This is a genomic window from Corynebacterium sp. LK26, assembly GCF_014335085.1.
In the GTDB taxonomy this organism is placed as follows: Bacteria; Actinomycetota; Actinomycetes; order Mycobacteriales; family Mycobacteriaceae; genus Corynebacterium; species Corynebacterium jeikeium_D.
Window position 1 is genome coordinate 133,564 of sequence record NZ_PDHB01000016.1, and the last position, 16,373, is coordinate 149,936.

Consider the following 16,373-nt stretch of genomic DNA (forward strand, 5'->3'; position numbering starts at 1 on the left):
CGAAACCGCCGCGTGGACGCGGCCCACACACCCCGGAGACAGAACCAGATGAAGTCGATTGCCCAGATCGTCCAGAACAACCGCAGACTCCTCGCGGCCTACCAGGACAAGGTCCAGCCGAGGTTCCTCAGCCGCTATGCGCGTGAACCGATGGACGCCGCCGCCGTCGACGGGCTCGGGGCCCGGACGGAATTCCACGTCGCCGACGTCCTCGCGCCGCTCGCGGGAGAGCCCGGCAGGACCGATGAAATCTGGGTGTGCGGCGCGCTCCACCAAATGAAGGATGCAGGTGCCGCGCTCGGCAGGGTCGCCAGGCTGCTCGCCGACGGCGGCATCGCTTACGTGCAGACGTTCGCCGAGGATCCCGACGTGAACGAGCGGGTCGACATGGCCGTCATGGCGAAGATGGGCCACCGGGTGTTCCGGGGCAGCGAGCTCGAGGACCTCGCCGAAGCCAACGGGCTGAAGCTGGGCGGAGCCTCACACGCCGGCATGGTGTACTTCTGCACTCTCACGAAGAAAAGCGCGATCGGGGAGGCGGGCAAGTGAGCGCTGTGGACGGGACCGTAGGCCCGTGGTCGCTGCTCGCCCCGATCCGGACTCGGATGCGTGCGGTGGTCGCGTTATCCGTCCTGTCGTCGGTGGCTACCGTCGCTTCGCTGGTCGGCATCATCGACATCGCGATGACGTACCCGGAGGCCCCGGAGCATCGGACGTGGTTGGCCGTGGCTGTCATCGTCGTCGCCGCAACGGTGCGCATGGCCGCGGACGGCGCCGCCGGCATGCTCTCGCACCGGGCGGATAACGACCTGCAGCTCCACCTCCGGCGCCGGCTGGTCGCCCAAATCCGGAAGTTGCCGCTGGGCTGGCTAGACGCCCGGCGCTCGTCGGGAATCATCGGGTCGGTTGAGAAGGACGTCGCGGCTGTCCACCAGCTCATGGGCCACACCGTCGGTGAGACCGTGGTGGCGGTGCTGGTTCCCCTGCTTTCCCTCATCGCGCTCGTCGCGGTGGATTGGCGGATCGCGGCGGTGGCGGTCGTCCCGGTGCTGGTCACCTTCGCCCTGATGGGCGTAATGATGTCGCGTGGCGCCGGCCTTCAGCGCGACTACGAGCGAGCCTCCGAAGGAGTGACGGCCGCGGTCATCGAGTTGGTGCGCGGCATCCCGGTGATGAAGTCCTTCGGATGCGCCAACCAGGGCTCGGGCCGCTACGATGCCGCGGCGTCGTCGTTCGTCCGCGCGTGGTCCGCCTGGTCTCGGCAGTCGAACATCTATCTTGGGCTCATCGACGTGGTGACGTCTCCAATCACGGTCCTCGCAGTGGTGTGCGGCGCCGGCCTCGCTCTGCGGGACGCAGCGGGCGGCACACCGGAGGGTCTCGTCGCCGGGCTGGTTCTCGGCCTTGGACTCTCCGCGGCGATCGTGCGGGTGGCCATGAACTCCGAACCCATCATCGCGGGGATCGCGGCCCTGAAATCCATCGCGGAGGTGCTGGGCACGCCGCCGATCGTCGAGCCCGCCGATCCGGTGCCCGCGCGCGGAGGCGCGCTCGAGGCCCGGAACCTGGTCTTCTCCTACGGCGATGGGCCGCGGGTCCTCGACGGGATGTCCGCGACGTTCGAACCGGGGACCCTCACGGCGTTGGTGGGGTCCTCCGGTTCCGGAAAGTCCACCGTCGCCCGGCTGTTGGCGCGTTTCTACGACCCCGTTGAAGGCTCGGTGCTGCTGGGCGGCGCCGATCTTCGCGACATCGCCGTGCGTGACGTGCACCGCTCGGTGTCGGTAGTGTTCCAAGATCCGCAGTTGCTCACGCTGCCGTTGCGGGAGAACATCCGGCTGGCCAGGAGAGACGCCACCGACGGCGAAATCATGGCGGCCGCGAAGCTCGCGAACCTCGGTGCGGTCATCGCGGCGCTGCCGAAGGGCCTGGATTCGGTGGTCAACGTCGACGTGACCTTTTCCGGTGGTGAGGCGCAGCGCGTGGCCATCGCGAGGTCGATCGTCACGGACGCGCCGGTGCTCATCTTCGACGAGGCAACCGCTTACGCGGATCCGGCTTCCGAGGCCCTCATCCAGTCCGCAATCGAGCGTTTGGCCCGTTCACGGACGGTGATTGTGATCGCGCACAGGTTGAGCACGATCCGCAACGCCGACCGCATCCTCGTTCTCGACGGGGGAGCGGTCGCGGAGGCGGGTACCCACGACGAGTTGCTTGCGCGCGGTGGCCGCTACCGGGATTTGTGGCGCGCGTTCGCGCTCGACGACGAACCATCCGCCCCGCGGGGCACTGAATTAGACGATGAAAAGGCGGGGAACCGATGATTCGGGACTTGTGGTCGATGACGGATCGGCGCTCGAGAATGACGCTGGCGTGGCTCATTGCGTTGGCCGCGCTTGCCGCGCTGGCTCAGGGAGCGGCGTTCGTCGCGCTGCTGCCGCTGCTGTCGGCTCTGGCCGAGGGAGATGATGCGACGGCGTGGCGTTTCACCGGCGTCATCGCCGGCCTCGCGGCCGCCCATGCGGTGCTGTCTCTCGCCGCGGGGACGGTCGGCAGGGCGAATTCCGCAGCGGTGCTGTCGTCCCTACTGCGTTCTCTGGGCGAACGCGTGCTGACGTTGCCACTCGGGTACGTCACCAAGTCCACGGCCGGCCGCTTTTCGGAGATGGCATCGTCGGGTATCGCGTTCGCGGCGTCCGTGCCGCACGTGATCCTGCGGCCTGTCATCGCCGCGGCGGTTGCGCCGACCGTCATCGCCTTCGGAATTCTGGCGGTGGATTGGCGCGTCGGTTTGGTTCTCGTCGCGTCGGCGCCGGTGATCTTCTTCGCCTACCGGGCCATTGGTCGGGTCGGCGGGGAGTCGGACGAAGCGCATGCTGACGCCGTCGCTGCCGTCTCCGGCAGGCTGATCGAGTTCACCCGCTGCCAGCAGGCGATTCGCGCCGCGGGCGACGGTTCGGCGGCGGACGCGATGGTGGATGAGGCAATCCGGGCCCAACACGATGCGTTCGCGAAGGCGACGTCGACGCAGGGGGCGGCCATCGGACGACTGGGTTCGGTCGTCCATGCGGTGTTCACGGCGGCGGTGATAGTCGCCGTGGCAGTCGCCGCGACGGGCGGGATGGCGCCGGCGCATTTGGCGCCGATGCTCATCGTGGTCGTCCAGTTCACCGGACCGATCACCACGGCGGGAGCGTTGTCCGGCGGTTTCGGTGCGGGCCGCAACACGTTGGCTGCGTTGCGTGACCTGCGGGCAATCCCCGCCCTTCCCGAACCTGCCGCACCGGAGCTGCCCGACGGGCATGACGTGGAGTTCCGCGACGTGAGCTTCGGGTACGGGGATAAGAAGGTTCTCGACGGCGTCAGCTTCCGTGCACCTCAGGGAGCGCTGGTTGCCGTAGTGGGACCGTCGGGGGCGGGCAAGACGACGGTCATGCGGCTGCTGTCGCGTTTTCATGATCCGGACTCGGGGGAGGTCCTCATCGGCGGGGTACCCTTGCCTCGGATTGGCACCGACGGCGTGAACTCGCTGGTGACCCCGGTGTTCCAGGAGACGTTCCTTTTCGACTCGTCCGTGCGGGACAACGTGGTCTTCGCCGATCCCGGATTCGGTTCCGAGCCCGGTGACGGGGATCGCTTGCGCGAGGCCGCCCGGCGTTCCGGGGTGGACCGCATCGTGGAGCTGCTGCCTTCCGGGTGGGATACCCCGGTGGGGGAGGAGGGGACGCTGCTGTCGGGAGGCGAGCGGCAGCGCCTCGCCATCGCCCGGGCGCTTCTGAAGGATTCCCCGGTGGTGCTTCTCGACGAGCCGACGTCCTCGCTGGATGCGGCCACTGAGCGGGCGATCGTCGGCACGATGGAGGCGTTGCGCGGCGATCGCACCGTGATTGTCGTCGCCCATCGCCTGCACACCGTTCGCGATGCCGACCTCATCGTCGTGCTTTCGGAGGACGGGACGGTCGCAGAGCGGGGCACGCACGATGAATTGCTGGCGAAGGGCGGCCGCTACGCCGAGTCGTGGGCGTGCCGGACGGGGAGCTCCTCGGGCGCCTGATCCTCATCACCTGGTCGATGCCCTCACGGGCGCCCTGCCGCAGCTTCCCGAATCCCACCGCCAGGCGCTCGGTGGACAGAGCGAAAACGCCGACGAAAACGCCGAGCAGCACGAACACCGACGAGCTGTAAAGACTGAAGCTCCCGGGAACGTGAAAATAGCCCCCTTCCCGCTACTGCTACCGCCCGTGAATCTGGTTCTGCGCAATCTCCAGCCCGTGGCTGGCGATTAGCTCCACCGCCTCCGCAGCAGTGGGCAGAGTGAAAGCGAGTTCCTCGCGCTCCTTGGCATTGAAGTTGCGCAGCACATAATCAGCTGGATCCTGGCGGCCCGGAGGACGGCCAATGCCAATACGTACCCGCATGTAGTCCTTCGTGCCCAACGACTTCGTGGTCGAGCGCAGGCCATTGTGGCCATTCTCGCCCCCGCCGCGCTTAAGCCGTACCACGCCTGGGTCCAGGTCCAGCTCATCGTGGACTACCACGACGTCGGTAGGCGCGACGTTGAAGAACTTGGCCAGCGCCGCAATCGGACCACCCGACAGATTCATGTAGGTCCGGGGCTTAGCCAGAATCACCTGTCGCTCGCCGCCATCGGAGGTCTTAAACCGAGTCTGCACAATCTCAGCGTTGGACTTCTTATGCACGCTAAACGACGAAGGCATCGGAGAAGTGCGGCTCGCTAGTTCATCTAGCACCAGATGCCCGACGTTATGGCGGGTGAGTTCATATTTGGGCCCAGGGTTGCCGAGCCCCACGACAAGCAGAGGTGTGGTGGAGGCGTTCATGAATTCAATCTTGGCACACGGTGCGCGGTCTGTTGGCTTCGGGGAGTTTCAAGAACAAAAAAGGGACGGACCAGAGTGTCCGTCCCTTTTTACTTAGCTGTGGTAGCTAGGCCTGCGAGTTCATAATTACTCAGCAGCCTCTTCCTCAGCTGGCTCATCCGGGGTCTCAGCCTCGCCCATGCCCTCGATGTCGGCATCGACGTCACCAGCCGGCTCTTCCTCCGGCTCGACAATGTTGAAGATGAGCAGGTCAGCGTCGTCGGTGAGGACCAGGCCCTCCGGCAGGGTAACGTCGCCGGCGTGAACCATGGTGCCGACCTCTGCACCCTCGACGGAGACCTCGATCTCTTCCGGAATAGCCAGAACCGGTGCGTTGACCAGAATGGTCTCGGCATCCTGCATGAGCAGGGCGCCCGGAGCGAGCTCGCCAGTCGGAACGACCGGAACCTCAACCTCAACCTTCTCGTCACGGTGAATGGCGAGCAGGTCAGCGTGGTCGATGTCGAGGGTCAGCGGGTTCTGGTCAACAGCCTTGACCATGGACAGCTGGGACTCGCCCTCGATGTTGACGTCCAGAACAGCGTTGACACCGTGGTTACGGATGACAGCGTGGAAATCCAGAGTGTCAACGAGGATGTGCTTCGGGGCATCCAGGTCAGCGCCGTAGATGACAACCGGGATGTCGCCAGCAACGCGGGCACGGCGAGCGGCACCCTTGCCGAACTCGGTGCGGTTACGGGCATCAATCTTGATGATGTTGGGCTTTGCCATGAAAATGGACTCCTAAACGATTCGATACTGAGTCGTCGAGTCGAGCACGTGCCGCATCCATGCCACCGTGGGCGCAAAAGTTGGGCTGCGAGCGTCGCGTCGATAACGGCAACCACCTACTGTGGCCGCCCTCGCCGAGACTTACCGGAGAAATTGTAGTGGACTAACAGGTCAAACAGCAAACCCCGCCACCACCAGCAAAACTAGGTTGCTGGTCGCGGCGGGGTGCCCGTCGGCAAGCGGAAAGAACTTATGCCTGACCCTCGAAGAGGGTGGTGACGGAACCGTTTTCGAAGATCTCGTGGATCGTCTTAGCCAGCAGTGGTGCGATTGGCAGGACGGTCAGGTTGTCCCAGCCCTCGGTGGACTGCGGCAAGGTATCGGTGGTGATGACCTCGCGGGCACCGCACTTCGACAGGCGCTCGCGAGCTGGGTCGGAGAAGACGCCGTGCGTGGTAGCGATGATGACGTCCTCAGCGCCAGCCTCACGCAGCACCTTGACAGCGCCGGCGATGGTGCCGCCGGTGTCAATCATGTCGTCGATGAGCAGACAGGTCTTACCGGAGACCTCGCCGACCACGCGGTTGGCGACAACCTGGTTTGCGACATCGACGGAACGGGTCTTGTGAATGAAGGCCAGCGGGGCGTCGCCCAGGGTGTTGGCCCACTTCTCGGAAACCTTCACACGGCCGGCGTCAGGGGAGACCACGACCAGGTTGTCCAGGGAGTAGTTCTTCTTGATGTACTCCGACAGAATCGGCATGGCGTGCATGTGATCGACCGGGCCGTCGAAGAAGCCCTGAATCTGGTCGGTGTGGAGGTCCACGGAGACGATGCGGTCAGCGCCTGCGGTCTTGAGCAGGTCAGCGACCAGGCGAGCGGAAATCGGCTCACGGCCACGGTGCTTCTTGTCCTGGCGGGCGTAGGGGAAGAACGGCAGGATAGCGGTGATGCGCTTGGCCGAACCACGCTTGAGCGCGTCAATCATAATCAGCTGCTCGATGAGCCACTTGTTCAGCGGTGCCGGGTGCGCCTGCAGTACGAAGGCATCGGAACCGCGGACGGATTCCTCGTAGCGCACGAAGATTTCGCCGTTGGCAAAATCACGAGCGGTCATCGGAGTCAGCTCTGTGCCGAGCTCCTTGGCAACTGCCTCGCCCAATTCCGGGTGTGCCCTTCCGGAGAAGAGCATGAGGTTCTTTTGGTTATCGATCCACTGGCCGGTCATCTGCCGTCTAGCCTTCCTGGTCTTCCTTGTTGTTGTCAGCGTTGTCAGCTACCTGCGCCGCCTGCGCTGCCTCAGCAGCAGCGGTACCTGGACGCTTCCGCTCGACCCATCCCTCGATGTTGCGCTGACGGCCACCACTGACCGCCAATGCTCCCGGAGGAACGTCGTCCTTAATAACAGTACCTGCACCTGAGTACGCACCATCACCCACGGTCACCGGAGCGATGAACATGGTGTCGGAGCCGGTGCGAACATGCGAGCCGATAACAGTGCGGTGCTTGTTGACGCCGTCGTAGTTCACGAACACGCTGGAGGCACCAATGTTGGAGTGCTCGCCAATCTCCGCATCGCCGACGTAGGTCAGGTGCGGAACCTTCGAACCGTTTCCGATCTGCGCGTTCTTCGCTTCTACGAAGCCGCCGAGCTTCGCGCCGACACCGAGTTTGGTGTTCGGGCGAATGTAGGTGAACGGTCCGACCGTCGCATCCTCGCCGATCTCCGAATCGGAACCGTGTGTACGTACGACGCTGGCGCGCTTGCCGACGACCATGTTGGTCAGTGTCGTGTCCGGTCCCACGGTGGCCCCGTCGCCAATCACGGTCTTGCCGTGCAGCTGCGTGCCCGGCAGAATCGTGACGTCGCGGCCGACTTCCACCTCAACGTCAATCCACGTGGTGTCCTGGTCGACGATAGTGGCGCCCCCGCGCATAGCTGCCTCGCAGGTGCGACGGTTGAGTTCGCGGCCAAGGGTAGCCAGCTGGACGCGGTCATTGACACCGGCGACGACGGTGGCATCGGCGAGGCGGTGACCGCGTACTGAGCGGTCGGCCTCACGGGCGATGCCGATGACATCGGTGAGGTAGAGCTCGCCCTGGGCATTGTTGGTGTCCAGCTGCTTGAGAGCGTTTGCCAGGGTCTCGGCATCAAATGCGTAGACACCGGAGTTGACCTCGGTGATCTCGCGTTCCTCGTCGGAGGCATCCTTTTCCTCCACGATGCGCAGAACTTCGCCGTCGGCGTTGCGAACGATGCGGCCGTAGCCGTGCGGGTTGTCAGCAGTGGAGGTCAGCACAGTCACGGCAGCGCGTGGCTTGCGGTTGTGCTCTTCGAGCAGTGCCTGGAGCGCTTCGGAATCCAGCAGCGGAACATCGGAAGTGGTCACCAGAATGGTGCCATCGAAGTTCTGCAGCTCGGGGTGCTCCAGCGCGCACTGAACAGCGTGGCCGGTACCGTTTTGCTCGTCCTGGTGGGCAATGACGACACCGTTGGAGTGCTCGGTATCCGAAGCCCAAGTCCCGATGGCGTCGATTACCTTTTCGCGCTGGTGGCCAACGACAACAGCAATCTCATCCGGATTAATGCCCTTGGCGGCATAGAGCGCGTGCTCCAACATGGTACGACCGCCGATAGCGTGCAGCATTTTCGGCGTATCGGATTTCATTCGGGTGCCTTGACCCGCGGCGAGAATGACCACAGCGGTGGCCGAACCGTTCGACATGAAACTTGCTACTCCTCGGTCAGGGTGCATCACGGTCACGGCGGGGCGAAAAGTCACTTCTTAATTAAGGGGCCGGCCCCCCGCTTGCTCTCCCACCAGGACTCGAACCTAGAATGCCGGTACCAAAAACCGGAGTGTTGCCATTACACCATGGGAGAATGGGGCAAACGCGAAAAATTGCATGGCTGATTCGACTCAGCCAACTCGCTTGCGCCTGCGATATACGATAGCAAGACTTTAGCCACTAATCTAAAAGCATGGCCTCCAATTCTCCGAGACGACGTATGACCGGTCCACAGCGCAAAGCTCAGCTGACAGAAGTCAGCCGTGGAATCTTTGCCGCCAAGGGGCTTGATGCCGCCTCAATGGAGGAGATCGCTGCCGCAGCCGGGGTATCAAAGCCGGTTGTCTACGAGCATTTCGGTACCAAAGAGCGGCTCTACCAGGCAGTCGTCGACCAGGAGATGAAGACCCTGGAGGCCACGATTAGGGAAGCGTTGTCCCTGGGACGCTCGCGTTACCGCATCGAACAGGCGGTGTTGGCACTGCTGACTTATGTGGAGGAAAACCCGGAGGGATTCTCCATTATTTCTCGGGACCCCGGCGTGGCGGGTGGCTATGAGACGCTGCTGAATAATGCCACTGAGTCGATTACGCCTATCCTTGCCGAGGCTTTCAAACGCGCCGGCTTCGACCCGGCCATGTCGGTGCTCTACGGAAACTGCATGGTCGGTATGGTTTCGCAGACCGCTCGCTGGTGGATGGAGAAGCGCAGTCCGGATAAGGAGACAGTGGCGGCGCACATCGTGAACCTGTGTTGGAACGGGCTGGCCGGCATGGAGGGTTCTCCGACTCTGCATGGCTCCGCTGATGTGCCAGCGGCCGCTGAGGGCGCGAAGTTCGGCGCAGGTGCCGCAGCAGACCCGATGCAGGTGGCGGAGAACGGCTAACCAGCACGCAGGGTGGATCCGGGGTGCATGGTTATATTGGGGCTATGCCAACTTCTGCGTCTTCCTCGGCGAAAGCCACACCCAGCATTCTGCCGAACCCGCTGTCGGGGCTGGAAAGCCTCGTTGTCACGGATCCTCAATTTGTCGGCGTGCTCGGGCGCATCGGCGAAGACGAGCTGGCGCTCACGGGTGCGGACGCGGTGCGTTCGCACCTTATTTACGCCATGTCTACGAAGGTGCCGGTGCTGGTCATCACGGCTACCGGCCGTGAGGCGGAGGACCTGACTGCCGAGGTCAAGTCGATGATCGGCGACCGTGTAGCTATGTTCCCCTCGTGGGAGACGCTCCCGCATGAGAAGCTTTCGCCAGCGGTGGATACCGTGGCGCAGCGTCGTAAGGCGCTTTACGACGTTCGCCGGGGCAAAGTCGACGTTCTGATTGCGGCGGCGCGCTCGTTGGTGCAGCCGATTGTGGACGACCTCGAGGCTGAAGCCAGCGCCCCCATTCACGTCCAACTGGACCGGGACTGCGAGAACCTGGTTGAGCGGCTGGTGCATCACGGCTATTCGCATGTGGACATGGTCGGCAGGCGTGGCCAGTTTGCCGTGCGTGGCGGCATCGTCGATGTTTTCCCTGCGACCGAAGAGCTGCCGGTACGTATCGAGCTCTGGGGTGATGAGGTCACCGACCTGCGCGCCTTTTCCGTCGCTGACCAGCGCACGATCTCTGAGGTAGAGGTCGACCAGCTGGATATCTTCCCGTGTCGTGCACTGCTTATCGACGACGACGTTAAGGCCGCCGCGGAGAAACTCGCCACCACGCGCTCGGGTCAGGTCCAAGAAATGCTCACCCGCATCGGCGACGGCCAGTGGGTGGAGGGCATGGAATCGCTGATTCCACTGATTAGTCAGCATCCGATGAAGATGCTCACCGAGGTCATGCCGGAGAAAACTCATGTGCTCATGTGCGGGCCGGAGCGCATTCGCTCTCGCGCACAGGACCTTATCAGTGCAGGCGAGGAGTTTATGGCCGCAGCGTGGGAAACTGCTGCGATGGGTGGCTCGGCGCCAATCGCCACGGATGGGCTGGAGCCCAGCGCGTACCGCAGCTTGGCCTCTATCCCGATGCCCACTTCGTGGCATATTTCCCCGCCCGGCATGTTGGAGGCGGGAGTCACCGAAGATGATGTGCTGCCGCTGACCTTTGAGCCTGGGCCCGCGCCACGCGGCGACTTAAAGGAAATTGGTCACCTGATGAAGCAGCTGCGCGATGCCACGGTCGCGGGGGAGCGAGTGGCGTACGTGGCGGCGACGCCCGCGGGGGCGCGTCGGCAAGCGGAAAAGTTTAGGGAAGCCGGAATTGCGACGCGCATGGCGGCGGGCCCGGAGTATCCCGAGTCCGGAAGAATTACCGTCTACCAGGGTGTTTTGCACGGTGGCCTGGTGTTCCCGCGAATCCCCGGTGGCGCGCTGACTCTGATTACCGAGCAGGACATCACAGGTAACCGCATCGCGGAAGGCGCGCTTGGTGGGCGCCGCAAGCCGGCGAAGCGCCGTGGTCGGGTGGACCCGCTGGCGCTGAAGGCCGGTGACTATGTCGTGCACGACACGCATGGCATTGGTCGGTTTGTGAAGCTCACTGAGCGCACCATCGGCACGGGCGAGGATCAGGCACGCCGCGAGTACGTGGTGCTCGAGTACGCACCGAGCAAGCGCGGAGGTCCCTCGGACCAGCTCTACGTGCCGATGGAGAGCTTGGATTTGCTGTCGCGCTATGTCGGCGGCGAAAAGCCCACCCTGTCGAAGATGGGCGGGTCGGACTGGAAGTCCACCAAGCGCAAGGCCCGTGGTGCCGTCCGCGAGATTGCGGAAGAGCTGGTCAAGCTCTACGCCGAGCGCCAAGCCGCGCCGGGCCACGCGTTCGCGCCGGATACGCCATGGCAGCAGGAGATGGAGGATAACTTCCCCTTCACCGAGACCGAAGATCAACTGCAGGCCATCGACGAAATTAAGTCCGACATGGAAAAGCCGGTGCCGATGGATCGCGTGCTCATCGGCGATGTCGGCTACGGCAAGACCGAGGTGGCACTGCGTGCTGCCTTCAAGGCTGTTCAAGATGGCCGTCAGGTGGCAGTGTTGGTGCCGACCACACTTCTGGCGCAGCAGCACTTGACCACTTTCACCCAACGTATGGAGGGCTTCCCGGTCACCATCCGTGGACTGTCCCGCTTCACCTCGCCGAAGGACTCCAAGGAGGTCCTCGAAGGGTTGAAGAACGGGACGGTCGACATTGTTATCGGCACGCATCGTCTCTTGCAGACCGGCGTGCAGTGGAAAGAACTCGGCCTGGTCATCGTTGACGAGGAGCAGCGTTTCGGCGTCGAACACAAGGAACACATCAAGGCGCTACGGCACCACGTCGACGTACTCACCATGTCCGCAACGCCAATTCCGCGCACGCTCGAAATGTCGATTGCTGGCATCCGCGAGATGAGCCAGATTCTCACCCCGCCGCAGGACCGTCACCCGGTGCTGACATACGTCGGCGCGCAGTCCGACAAGCAGGTCGCCGCTGCTATCAGGCGAGAGCTGCTTCGCGACGGCCAGGTGTTCTACCTGCATAATAAGGTGGAAACCATTGACAAAGTCGCCCAGACTATCCGCAATTTGGTGCCCGAGGCCCGCGTGGTAGTGGCCCACGGTCAGATGGGGGAGGAGCAGCTGGAGCGCACGGTCGATGGCTTCTGGCAGCGCGAGTACGACGTGCTGGTGTGTACCACCATCGTGGAGACCGGCCTGGATATTGCCAACGCCAATACGTTGATTGTGGAAAACGCGCACCATATGGGCCTTTCCCAGCTGCACCAGCTGCGTGGTCGTGTGGGCCGTTCCCGTGAGCGCGCCTATGCCTACTTCCTCTACCCGGAAAATCAGACGCTGACGGAGACTTCCTACGACCGTCTGTCCACGATCGCGCAGAACAATGACTTGGGTGCCGGTATGGCTGTGGCCATGAAGGACCTGGAAATGCGCGGTGCCGGAAATATCCTCGGTGCGGAGCAGTCCGGTCACATTGCCGGTGTCGGCTTCGATATGTACGTCCGACTGGTTGGCGAGGCCGTGGCCGCGCTGAAGGCAGTGGCCGATGGTGAAACTCCGGATGCTTCCGATAACGAACCGAAGGAAGTGCGGATCGATTTGCCGGTCGATGCGAATATTCCGGCCGAATATGTGTCGTCGGAACGCCTACGTCTAGAGGCGTACCGCAAATTTGCTGCCGCCAGTGCGCTGGACGATATCAACGTAGTGCTCGAAGAGCTTGTTGACCGTTACGGAACCCCACCCATTGAGGTGGAGAGACTGGCGGTTATTTCACGACTTCGAATTATTTGCCGGGAATTCGGCGTGCATGAAGTTCAAGCCATGGGTGCGCACATTAGAATAACCCCTATGGAGCTTGCTGACTCCAAGCAGGTGCGTCTCAAGCGCCTGTATCCACAGGCGACCTATCGTGCGGCAACGCGCACGGTTTCCGTCGGAATGCCGAAGGAAGGGCGAGGGTTGCGGGCAAAACCTGTCCGCGATATTGCATTGGTGCAGTGGGTAGCAGACTTCTTGACATCGATGGCGGGAATTCCACGTATGGATATCTCGCACATGGGAAAGGACTAGAAACCGTATGACTATCATCAAGCTCGATAGCCGCTTTCCAACAGCGATTCCGCTGGAAGCCGCTAGCCTGCTGACCGGTGAAGTCAGCTACACCGAAGAAGTCCCGATCCGTGTGCGCTGGGCAATCGCCGACGCCGGTGGGCACTCGGTGTCCCAGGCGGAGATTCTGGTCACCACCGATATGGAAAACGACGAGGTACTCGATCGCCTCGATGCGGGCGAGAAGGTCTACTCGGTCGAGCTGGATGATGCGCAGGACCCAGCAGCTCCGGCAGCTCAGGTTGCGGCGGCTCCCCAGCAGGACTCGGTGAAAGAACCTGAGTCAGAACCGGTTGCAGAGCCAGGGGCAGAGCCTGTTGCAGAACCGCTGACTCCGCAGGAACAGCTTGCCGCAGCTCGTCTGCCCCACGTCGTCGAGGCCGTGGACATCATGGCGGCAGCACGGCGCACGGGGCAGTGGGAAGCTCGCCAGACGCACAAGAGCCTGCTGCCGTATCTCATTGAAGAGACCTACGAGTTTGTCGACGCAGTCAACGAGGGCGGTGACATTCGTAGCGAGCTGTCAGATCTGCTGCTGCAGATCCTCTTCCACGCTGAAATCGCGGAGGACTTCGACTTCGACGATGTGGCGACCGACTTTATTTTGAAGATGCGCGCTCGTCAGCCGTACCTCTTCGACGGCACTGTGGCCGAGGGAGAGATGGTGTCGGAGGAAGAACAGGAGCGACTGTGGGCTTACGGCCGCGGACGTCCGCGCTCGAACCCGGCCACACAGCTGCCAGCTCTGACTTTGGCTGAGGAAGCCATCCGCCGCGCACGTGCACTGGGACTGTCCGATGCAGACATTCCAGTGGAGATTCTGGTCCCGACCCCGGGGCTGGAGACTGAGTCCGGTGCGGAAGAACGGACCCGACAGGCTTCACGCGCATTCCTGACTGAGCTGGCCCAGATGGAGAATCAGCAGGCCGGCAGTGCTGAGCAGTGGGCAGCGGGCAGCGAAGATAACGAAGAGGCTGAGGACTTCGGCCCGTCGGAAAGCGACAGCTAGTTTCCAGCAAAAGTGATTTCTGTCCTCGAGTTTGAGTGATTTTTACGGTCTACCCCGTAGAGTAATTCCCCATGCCTTCTAATTCTCCCTTTGATGAATACGCGCACCCCGCACCCCGCGGGGCGAAGCCGCGTGGCCGCAGTAAGGGGAAAAAGAAGTCCTCGAGAGGCTGTGGCTGCCTCGGTCTAACCTCCCTGGCGGTGCTGATCATCATTGGCACGGTTGGGGCGTTGGCTATGTTCACTGGACCCGTAATCCCGTCGTTGACCAAGAAGCCGATTCCGGATAATGTGCCGCCTGCTGCGGCTGAGCCACCGCCGATGATTGATGTCAACGCGCCCGGGCGCACCTCGGAACAGCTCCGACAGTGGGCGCAGCAGATTTCCCCGAAGACGGGTATTTCTGAGGACGCTCTCCGCGCCTACGGCAACGCATATGTGATTGCGGCAGAACAGTTCCCGAACTGCCACCTGGAGTGGAACACGCTTGCAGGACTGGGCAAAGTGGAGACTAATCACGGCACGTACTCGGGCAATTGGCTCAAGCCGGCTCATATCGGCGCCGATGGGGTAGTCAGTCCGACGATTATCGGTCCGCCGCTGGACGGCACGAGTGGGTTTGCTGAGGTTCTCGATACTGACAACGGCGAACTCGACGGTGACACAGAGTATGACCGCGCTGTGGGGCCGATGCAGTTTATTCCCGAGACCTGGCATCGTTTTGCGATGGATGCTTCTGGTGATGGCGTCGCCGACCCCAACAACATCGACGACGCAACTGCGACCACCGCACGGATGCTCTGCAGTGGGGAACGCGACCTCGCCACCCCGGAAGGGTGGGCATCTGCAATTCGCTCGTATAACCAGTCTGAGCAGTATCTTCGCGATGTTCGGGATGCTGCGGCGAACTATGCGCTGAATCAGCCCGCATAGGGTGAAAAGGATTTAAGGCGAAGGTCGGCAAACCGTGCCACAATTGGAGTCATGTGCCGGAACGGTTCCGGCGGAAAGGTGACCTATGGCTGCAATCATCGAGTTGAACGCACGCGAAATTCTGGACTCCCGTGGTAACCCGACCGTTGAGGTTGAGGTGCTGTTGGAAGACGGCGCTGTGGGCCGCGCTGCGGTTCCGTCCGGTGCCTCCACCGGCGTTCATGAGGCACACGAGCTCCGCGATGGCGGAGACCGTTACCTGGGCAAGGGGGTCGAGAAGGCTGTCCGCGCTGTGCTCGAGGAGATTGAGGACGCAATTATTGGCCTCGAGGCTGAGGACCAGCGTCTGGTTGACAAGACCATGATTGAGCTGGACGGCACCGACAACAAGTCCCGCCTGGGTGCTAACGCAATCCTGGGTGTTTCCATGGCTGTTGCCAAGGCTGCTGCTGAGTCCGCTGGCCTGGATCTGTTCCGCTACGTCGGCGGCCCGAACGGTCACGTTCTGCCGGTTCCGATGATGAACATCCTCAACGGTGGCGCACACGCTGACTCCGGCGTTGACGTCCAGGAGTTCATGATTGCTCCGATTGGCGCCCCGACCTTCAAGGAAGCACTGCGCGTCGGTGCTGAGGTCTACCACGCACTCAAGAAGGTCATTAAGGACAAGGGCCTGTCCACTGGCCTCGGCGATGAGGGTGGCTTCGCTCCGTCGGTTGACTCCACCAAGGCTGCACTGGACCTGATTGTTGAGGCAATTGAGGCCGCAGGCTACAAGTTGGGCGACGATGTCGCTCTGGCTCTCGACGTCGCTTCTTCCGAGTTCTTCAAGGACGGCAAGTACCACTTCGAGGGCGGCGAGCACACCGCTGAGGAGATGGCAGCTGTCTACGCTGACCTGGTTGAGAACTACGCCATCGTCTCCATCGAGGATCCGCTGCAGGAAGATGACTGGGAGGGCTACACCACCCTGACCGCTCAGCTTGGTGACAAGGTCCAGATTGTCGGCGACGACTTCTTCGTCACCAACCCGAAGCGTCTGGCAGAGGGCATTGAGAAGAAGGCCGCTAATGCTCTGCTGGTCAAGGTCAACCAGATTGGTACCCTGTCCGAGACCTTCGAGGCCGTCGCAATGGCTCACAACGCCGGCTACAAGTCCATGATGTCCCACCGCTCTGGTGAGACCGAGGACACTACCATCGCTGACCTGGCTGTCGGCCTGAACTGTGGCCAGATCAAGACCGGTGCTCCGGCTCGCTCCGAGCGCGTTGCTAAGTACAACCAGCTGCTGCGCATCGAGGAGTACCTGGGTGACGCCGCAGTCTACGCTGGTCGCAGCGCATTCCCGCGTTTCAAGTAAAGAGCTGAGGCGCTGCGAAAGCTGCGTCTAGCACTTCCCGTCCGCACCACGCACGTGGTTGTGGGCGGGTTTTT

Annotated in this window: 12 protein-coding genes and 1 tRNA gene; 8 read left to right on the forward strand and 5 right to left on the reverse strand. The window is 62.7% G+C overall.

Features of this window, described 5'->3' with window-relative positions; genetic code table 11:
• Positions 1-48 precede the first annotated feature (48 nt).
• Genes CRD13_RS08945 through CRD13_RS08955 form a run of 3 tightly spaced genes read left to right on the forward strand, consistent with a single transcriptional unit; the run spans position 49 to position 4,054 of the window.
• Positions 49-549, forward strand: coding sequence for a class I SAM-dependent methyltransferase (locus tag CRD13_RS08945; RefSeq protein WP_049189769.1), 501 nt, complete (start codon positions 49-51; stop codon positions 547-549).
• The gene (locus CRD13_RS08950; protein WP_187401536.1) at positions 546-2,324 is read left to right on the forward strand and encodes an ABC transporter ATP-binding protein; all 1,779 of its coding nucleotides are present in this window, start codon (positions 546-548) and stop codon (positions 2,322-2,324) included. The genes CRD13_RS08945 and CRD13_RS08950 overlap by 4 nt, the downstream gene beginning before the upstream one ends.
• The gene (locus tag CRD13_RS08955; RefSeq protein ID WP_187401537.1) at positions 2,321-4,054 is read left to right on the forward strand and encodes an ABC transporter ATP-binding protein; all 1,734 of its coding nucleotides are present in this window, start codon (positions 2,321-2,323) and stop codon (positions 4,052-4,054) included. The genes CRD13_RS08950 and CRD13_RS08955 overlap by 4 nt, the downstream gene beginning before the upstream one ends.
• 178 nt (positions 4,055-4,232) lie before the next feature.
• On the opposite strand, the gene pth is transcribed toward CRD13_RS08955, so the two are convergent.
• The 5 genes from pth to CRD13_RS08980 all read right to left on the reverse strand — a co-directional run bounded on the left by pth (position 4,233) and on the right by CRD13_RS08980 (position 8,496).
• Positions 4,233-4,841: an aminoacyl-tRNA hydrolase gene (pth, locus tag CRD13_RS08960; RefSeq protein WP_016423208.1), complete on the reverse strand. Its 609-nt coding sequence runs from the start codon at positions 4,839-4,841 to the stop codon at positions 4,233-4,235.
• Positions 4,842-4,967: 126 nt separating this feature from the next.
• The gene (locus tag CRD13_RS08965; protein WP_049172236.1) at positions 4,968-5,612 is read right to left on the reverse strand and encodes a 50S ribosomal protein L25/general stress protein Ctc; all 645 of its coding nucleotides are present in this window, start codon (positions 5,610-5,612) and stop codon (positions 4,968-4,970) included.
• A 250-nt stretch (positions 5,613-5,862) separates the two neighbouring features.
• Positions 5,863-6,840, reverse strand: a complete 978-nt coding sequence (locus tag CRD13_RS08970; protein ID WP_016423206.1) for a ribose-phosphate diphosphokinase — start codon at positions 6,838-6,840, stop codon at positions 5,863-5,865.
• Between the two features lie 7 nt (positions 6,841-6,847).
• Entirely contained in the window at positions 6,848-8,338 is a 1,491-nt protein-coding gene (gene glmU / locus CRD13_RS08975) for a bifunctional UDP-N-acetylglucosamine diphosphorylase/glucosamine-1-phosphate N-acetyltransferase GlmU (RefSeq protein ID WP_147719318.1), read from the reverse strand.
• 87 nt (positions 8,339-8,425) lie between these two features.
• Positions 8,426-8,496: transfer RNA gene (locus CRD13_RS08980), tRNA-Gln, on the reverse strand.
• A gap of 99 nt (positions 8,497-8,595) precedes the next feature.
• Here CRD13_RS08980 and CRD13_RS08985 point away from each other — a divergent pair.
• The 5 genes from CRD13_RS08985 to eno all read left to right on the forward strand — a co-directional run bounded on the left by CRD13_RS08985 (position 8,596) and on the right by eno (position 16,299).
• Complete coding sequence (locus CRD13_RS08985; protein WP_101687444.1) at positions 8,596-9,288, forward strand: TetR/AcrR family transcriptional regulator; 693 nt, start codon at positions 8,596-8,598, stop codon at positions 9,286-9,288.
• A gap of 44 nt (positions 9,289-9,332) precedes the next feature.
• A complete protein-coding gene (mfd, locus tag CRD13_RS08990; protein ID WP_049182371.1) occupies positions 9,333-12,959 on the forward strand; it encodes a transcription-repair coupling factor in 3,627 nt (1,208 codons plus the stop codon).
• A 7-nt stretch (positions 12,960-12,966) separates the two neighbouring features.
• A complete protein-coding gene (locus tag CRD13_RS08995) occupies positions 12,967-14,007 on the forward strand; it encodes a MazG nucleotide pyrophosphohydrolase domain-containing protein (protein WP_049182369.1) in 1,041 nt (346 codons plus the stop codon).
• A 71-nt stretch (positions 14,008-14,078) separates the two neighbouring features.
• Complete coding sequence (locus tag CRD13_RS09000) at positions 14,079-14,939, forward strand: lytic transglycosylase domain-containing protein (RefSeq protein ID WP_049172246.1); 861 nt, start codon at positions 14,079-14,081, stop codon at positions 14,937-14,939.
• 85 nt (positions 14,940-15,024) lie between these two features.
• Positions 15,025-16,299 carry a phosphopyruvate hydratase gene (gene eno, locus CRD13_RS09005; RefSeq protein ID WP_048733955.1) on the forward strand — a complete coding sequence of 425 codons (1,275 nt, stop codon included), beginning with the start codon at positions 15,025-15,027 and terminating at the stop codon, positions 16,297-16,299.
• Positions 16,300-16,373 lie beyond the last annotated feature (74 nt).

Coding starts and splice junctions, on each gene's coding strand:
- glmU (WP_147719318.1), bottom strand. CDS start 8,338: ATGTCGAACGGTTCGGCCACCGCTGTGGTCATTCTCGCCGCGGGTCAA.
- CRD13_RS08970 (WP_016423206.1), bottom strand. CDS start 6,840: ATGACCGGCCAGTGGATCGATAACCAAAAGAACCTCATGCTCTTCTCC.
- CRD13_RS08995 (WP_049182369.1), top strand. CDS start 12,967: ATGACTATCATCAAGCTCGATAGCCGCTTTCCAACAGCGATTCCGCTG.
- CRD13_RS08965 (WP_049172236.1), bottom strand. CDS start 5,612: ATGGCAAAGCCCAACATCATCAAGATTGATGCCCGTAACCGCACCGAG.
- eno (WP_048733955.1), top strand. CDS start 15,025: ATGGCTGCAATCATCGAGTTGAACGCACGCGAAATTCTGGACTCCCGT.
- CRD13_RS08955 (WP_187401537.1), top strand. CDS start 2,321: ATGATTCGGGACTTGTGGTCGATGACGGATCGGCGCTCGAGAATGACG.
- CRD13_RS09000 (WP_049172246.1), top strand. CDS start 14,079: ATGCCTTCTAATTCTCCCTTTGATGAATACGCGCACCCCGCACCCCGC.
- mfd (WP_049182371.1), top strand. CDS start 9,333: ATGCCAACTTCTGCGTCTTCCTCGGCGAAAGCCACACCCAGCATTCTG.
- CRD13_RS08945 (WP_049189769.1), top strand. CDS start 49: ATGAAGTCGATTGCCCAGATCGTCCAGAACAACCGCAGACTCCTCGCG.
- CRD13_RS08985 (WP_101687444.1), top strand. CDS start 8,596: ATGGCCTCCAATTCTCCGAGACGACGTATGACCGGTCCACAGCGCAAA.
- pth (WP_016423208.1), bottom strand. CDS start 4,841: ATGAACGCCTCCACCACACCTCTGCTTGTCGTGGGGCTCGGCAACCCT.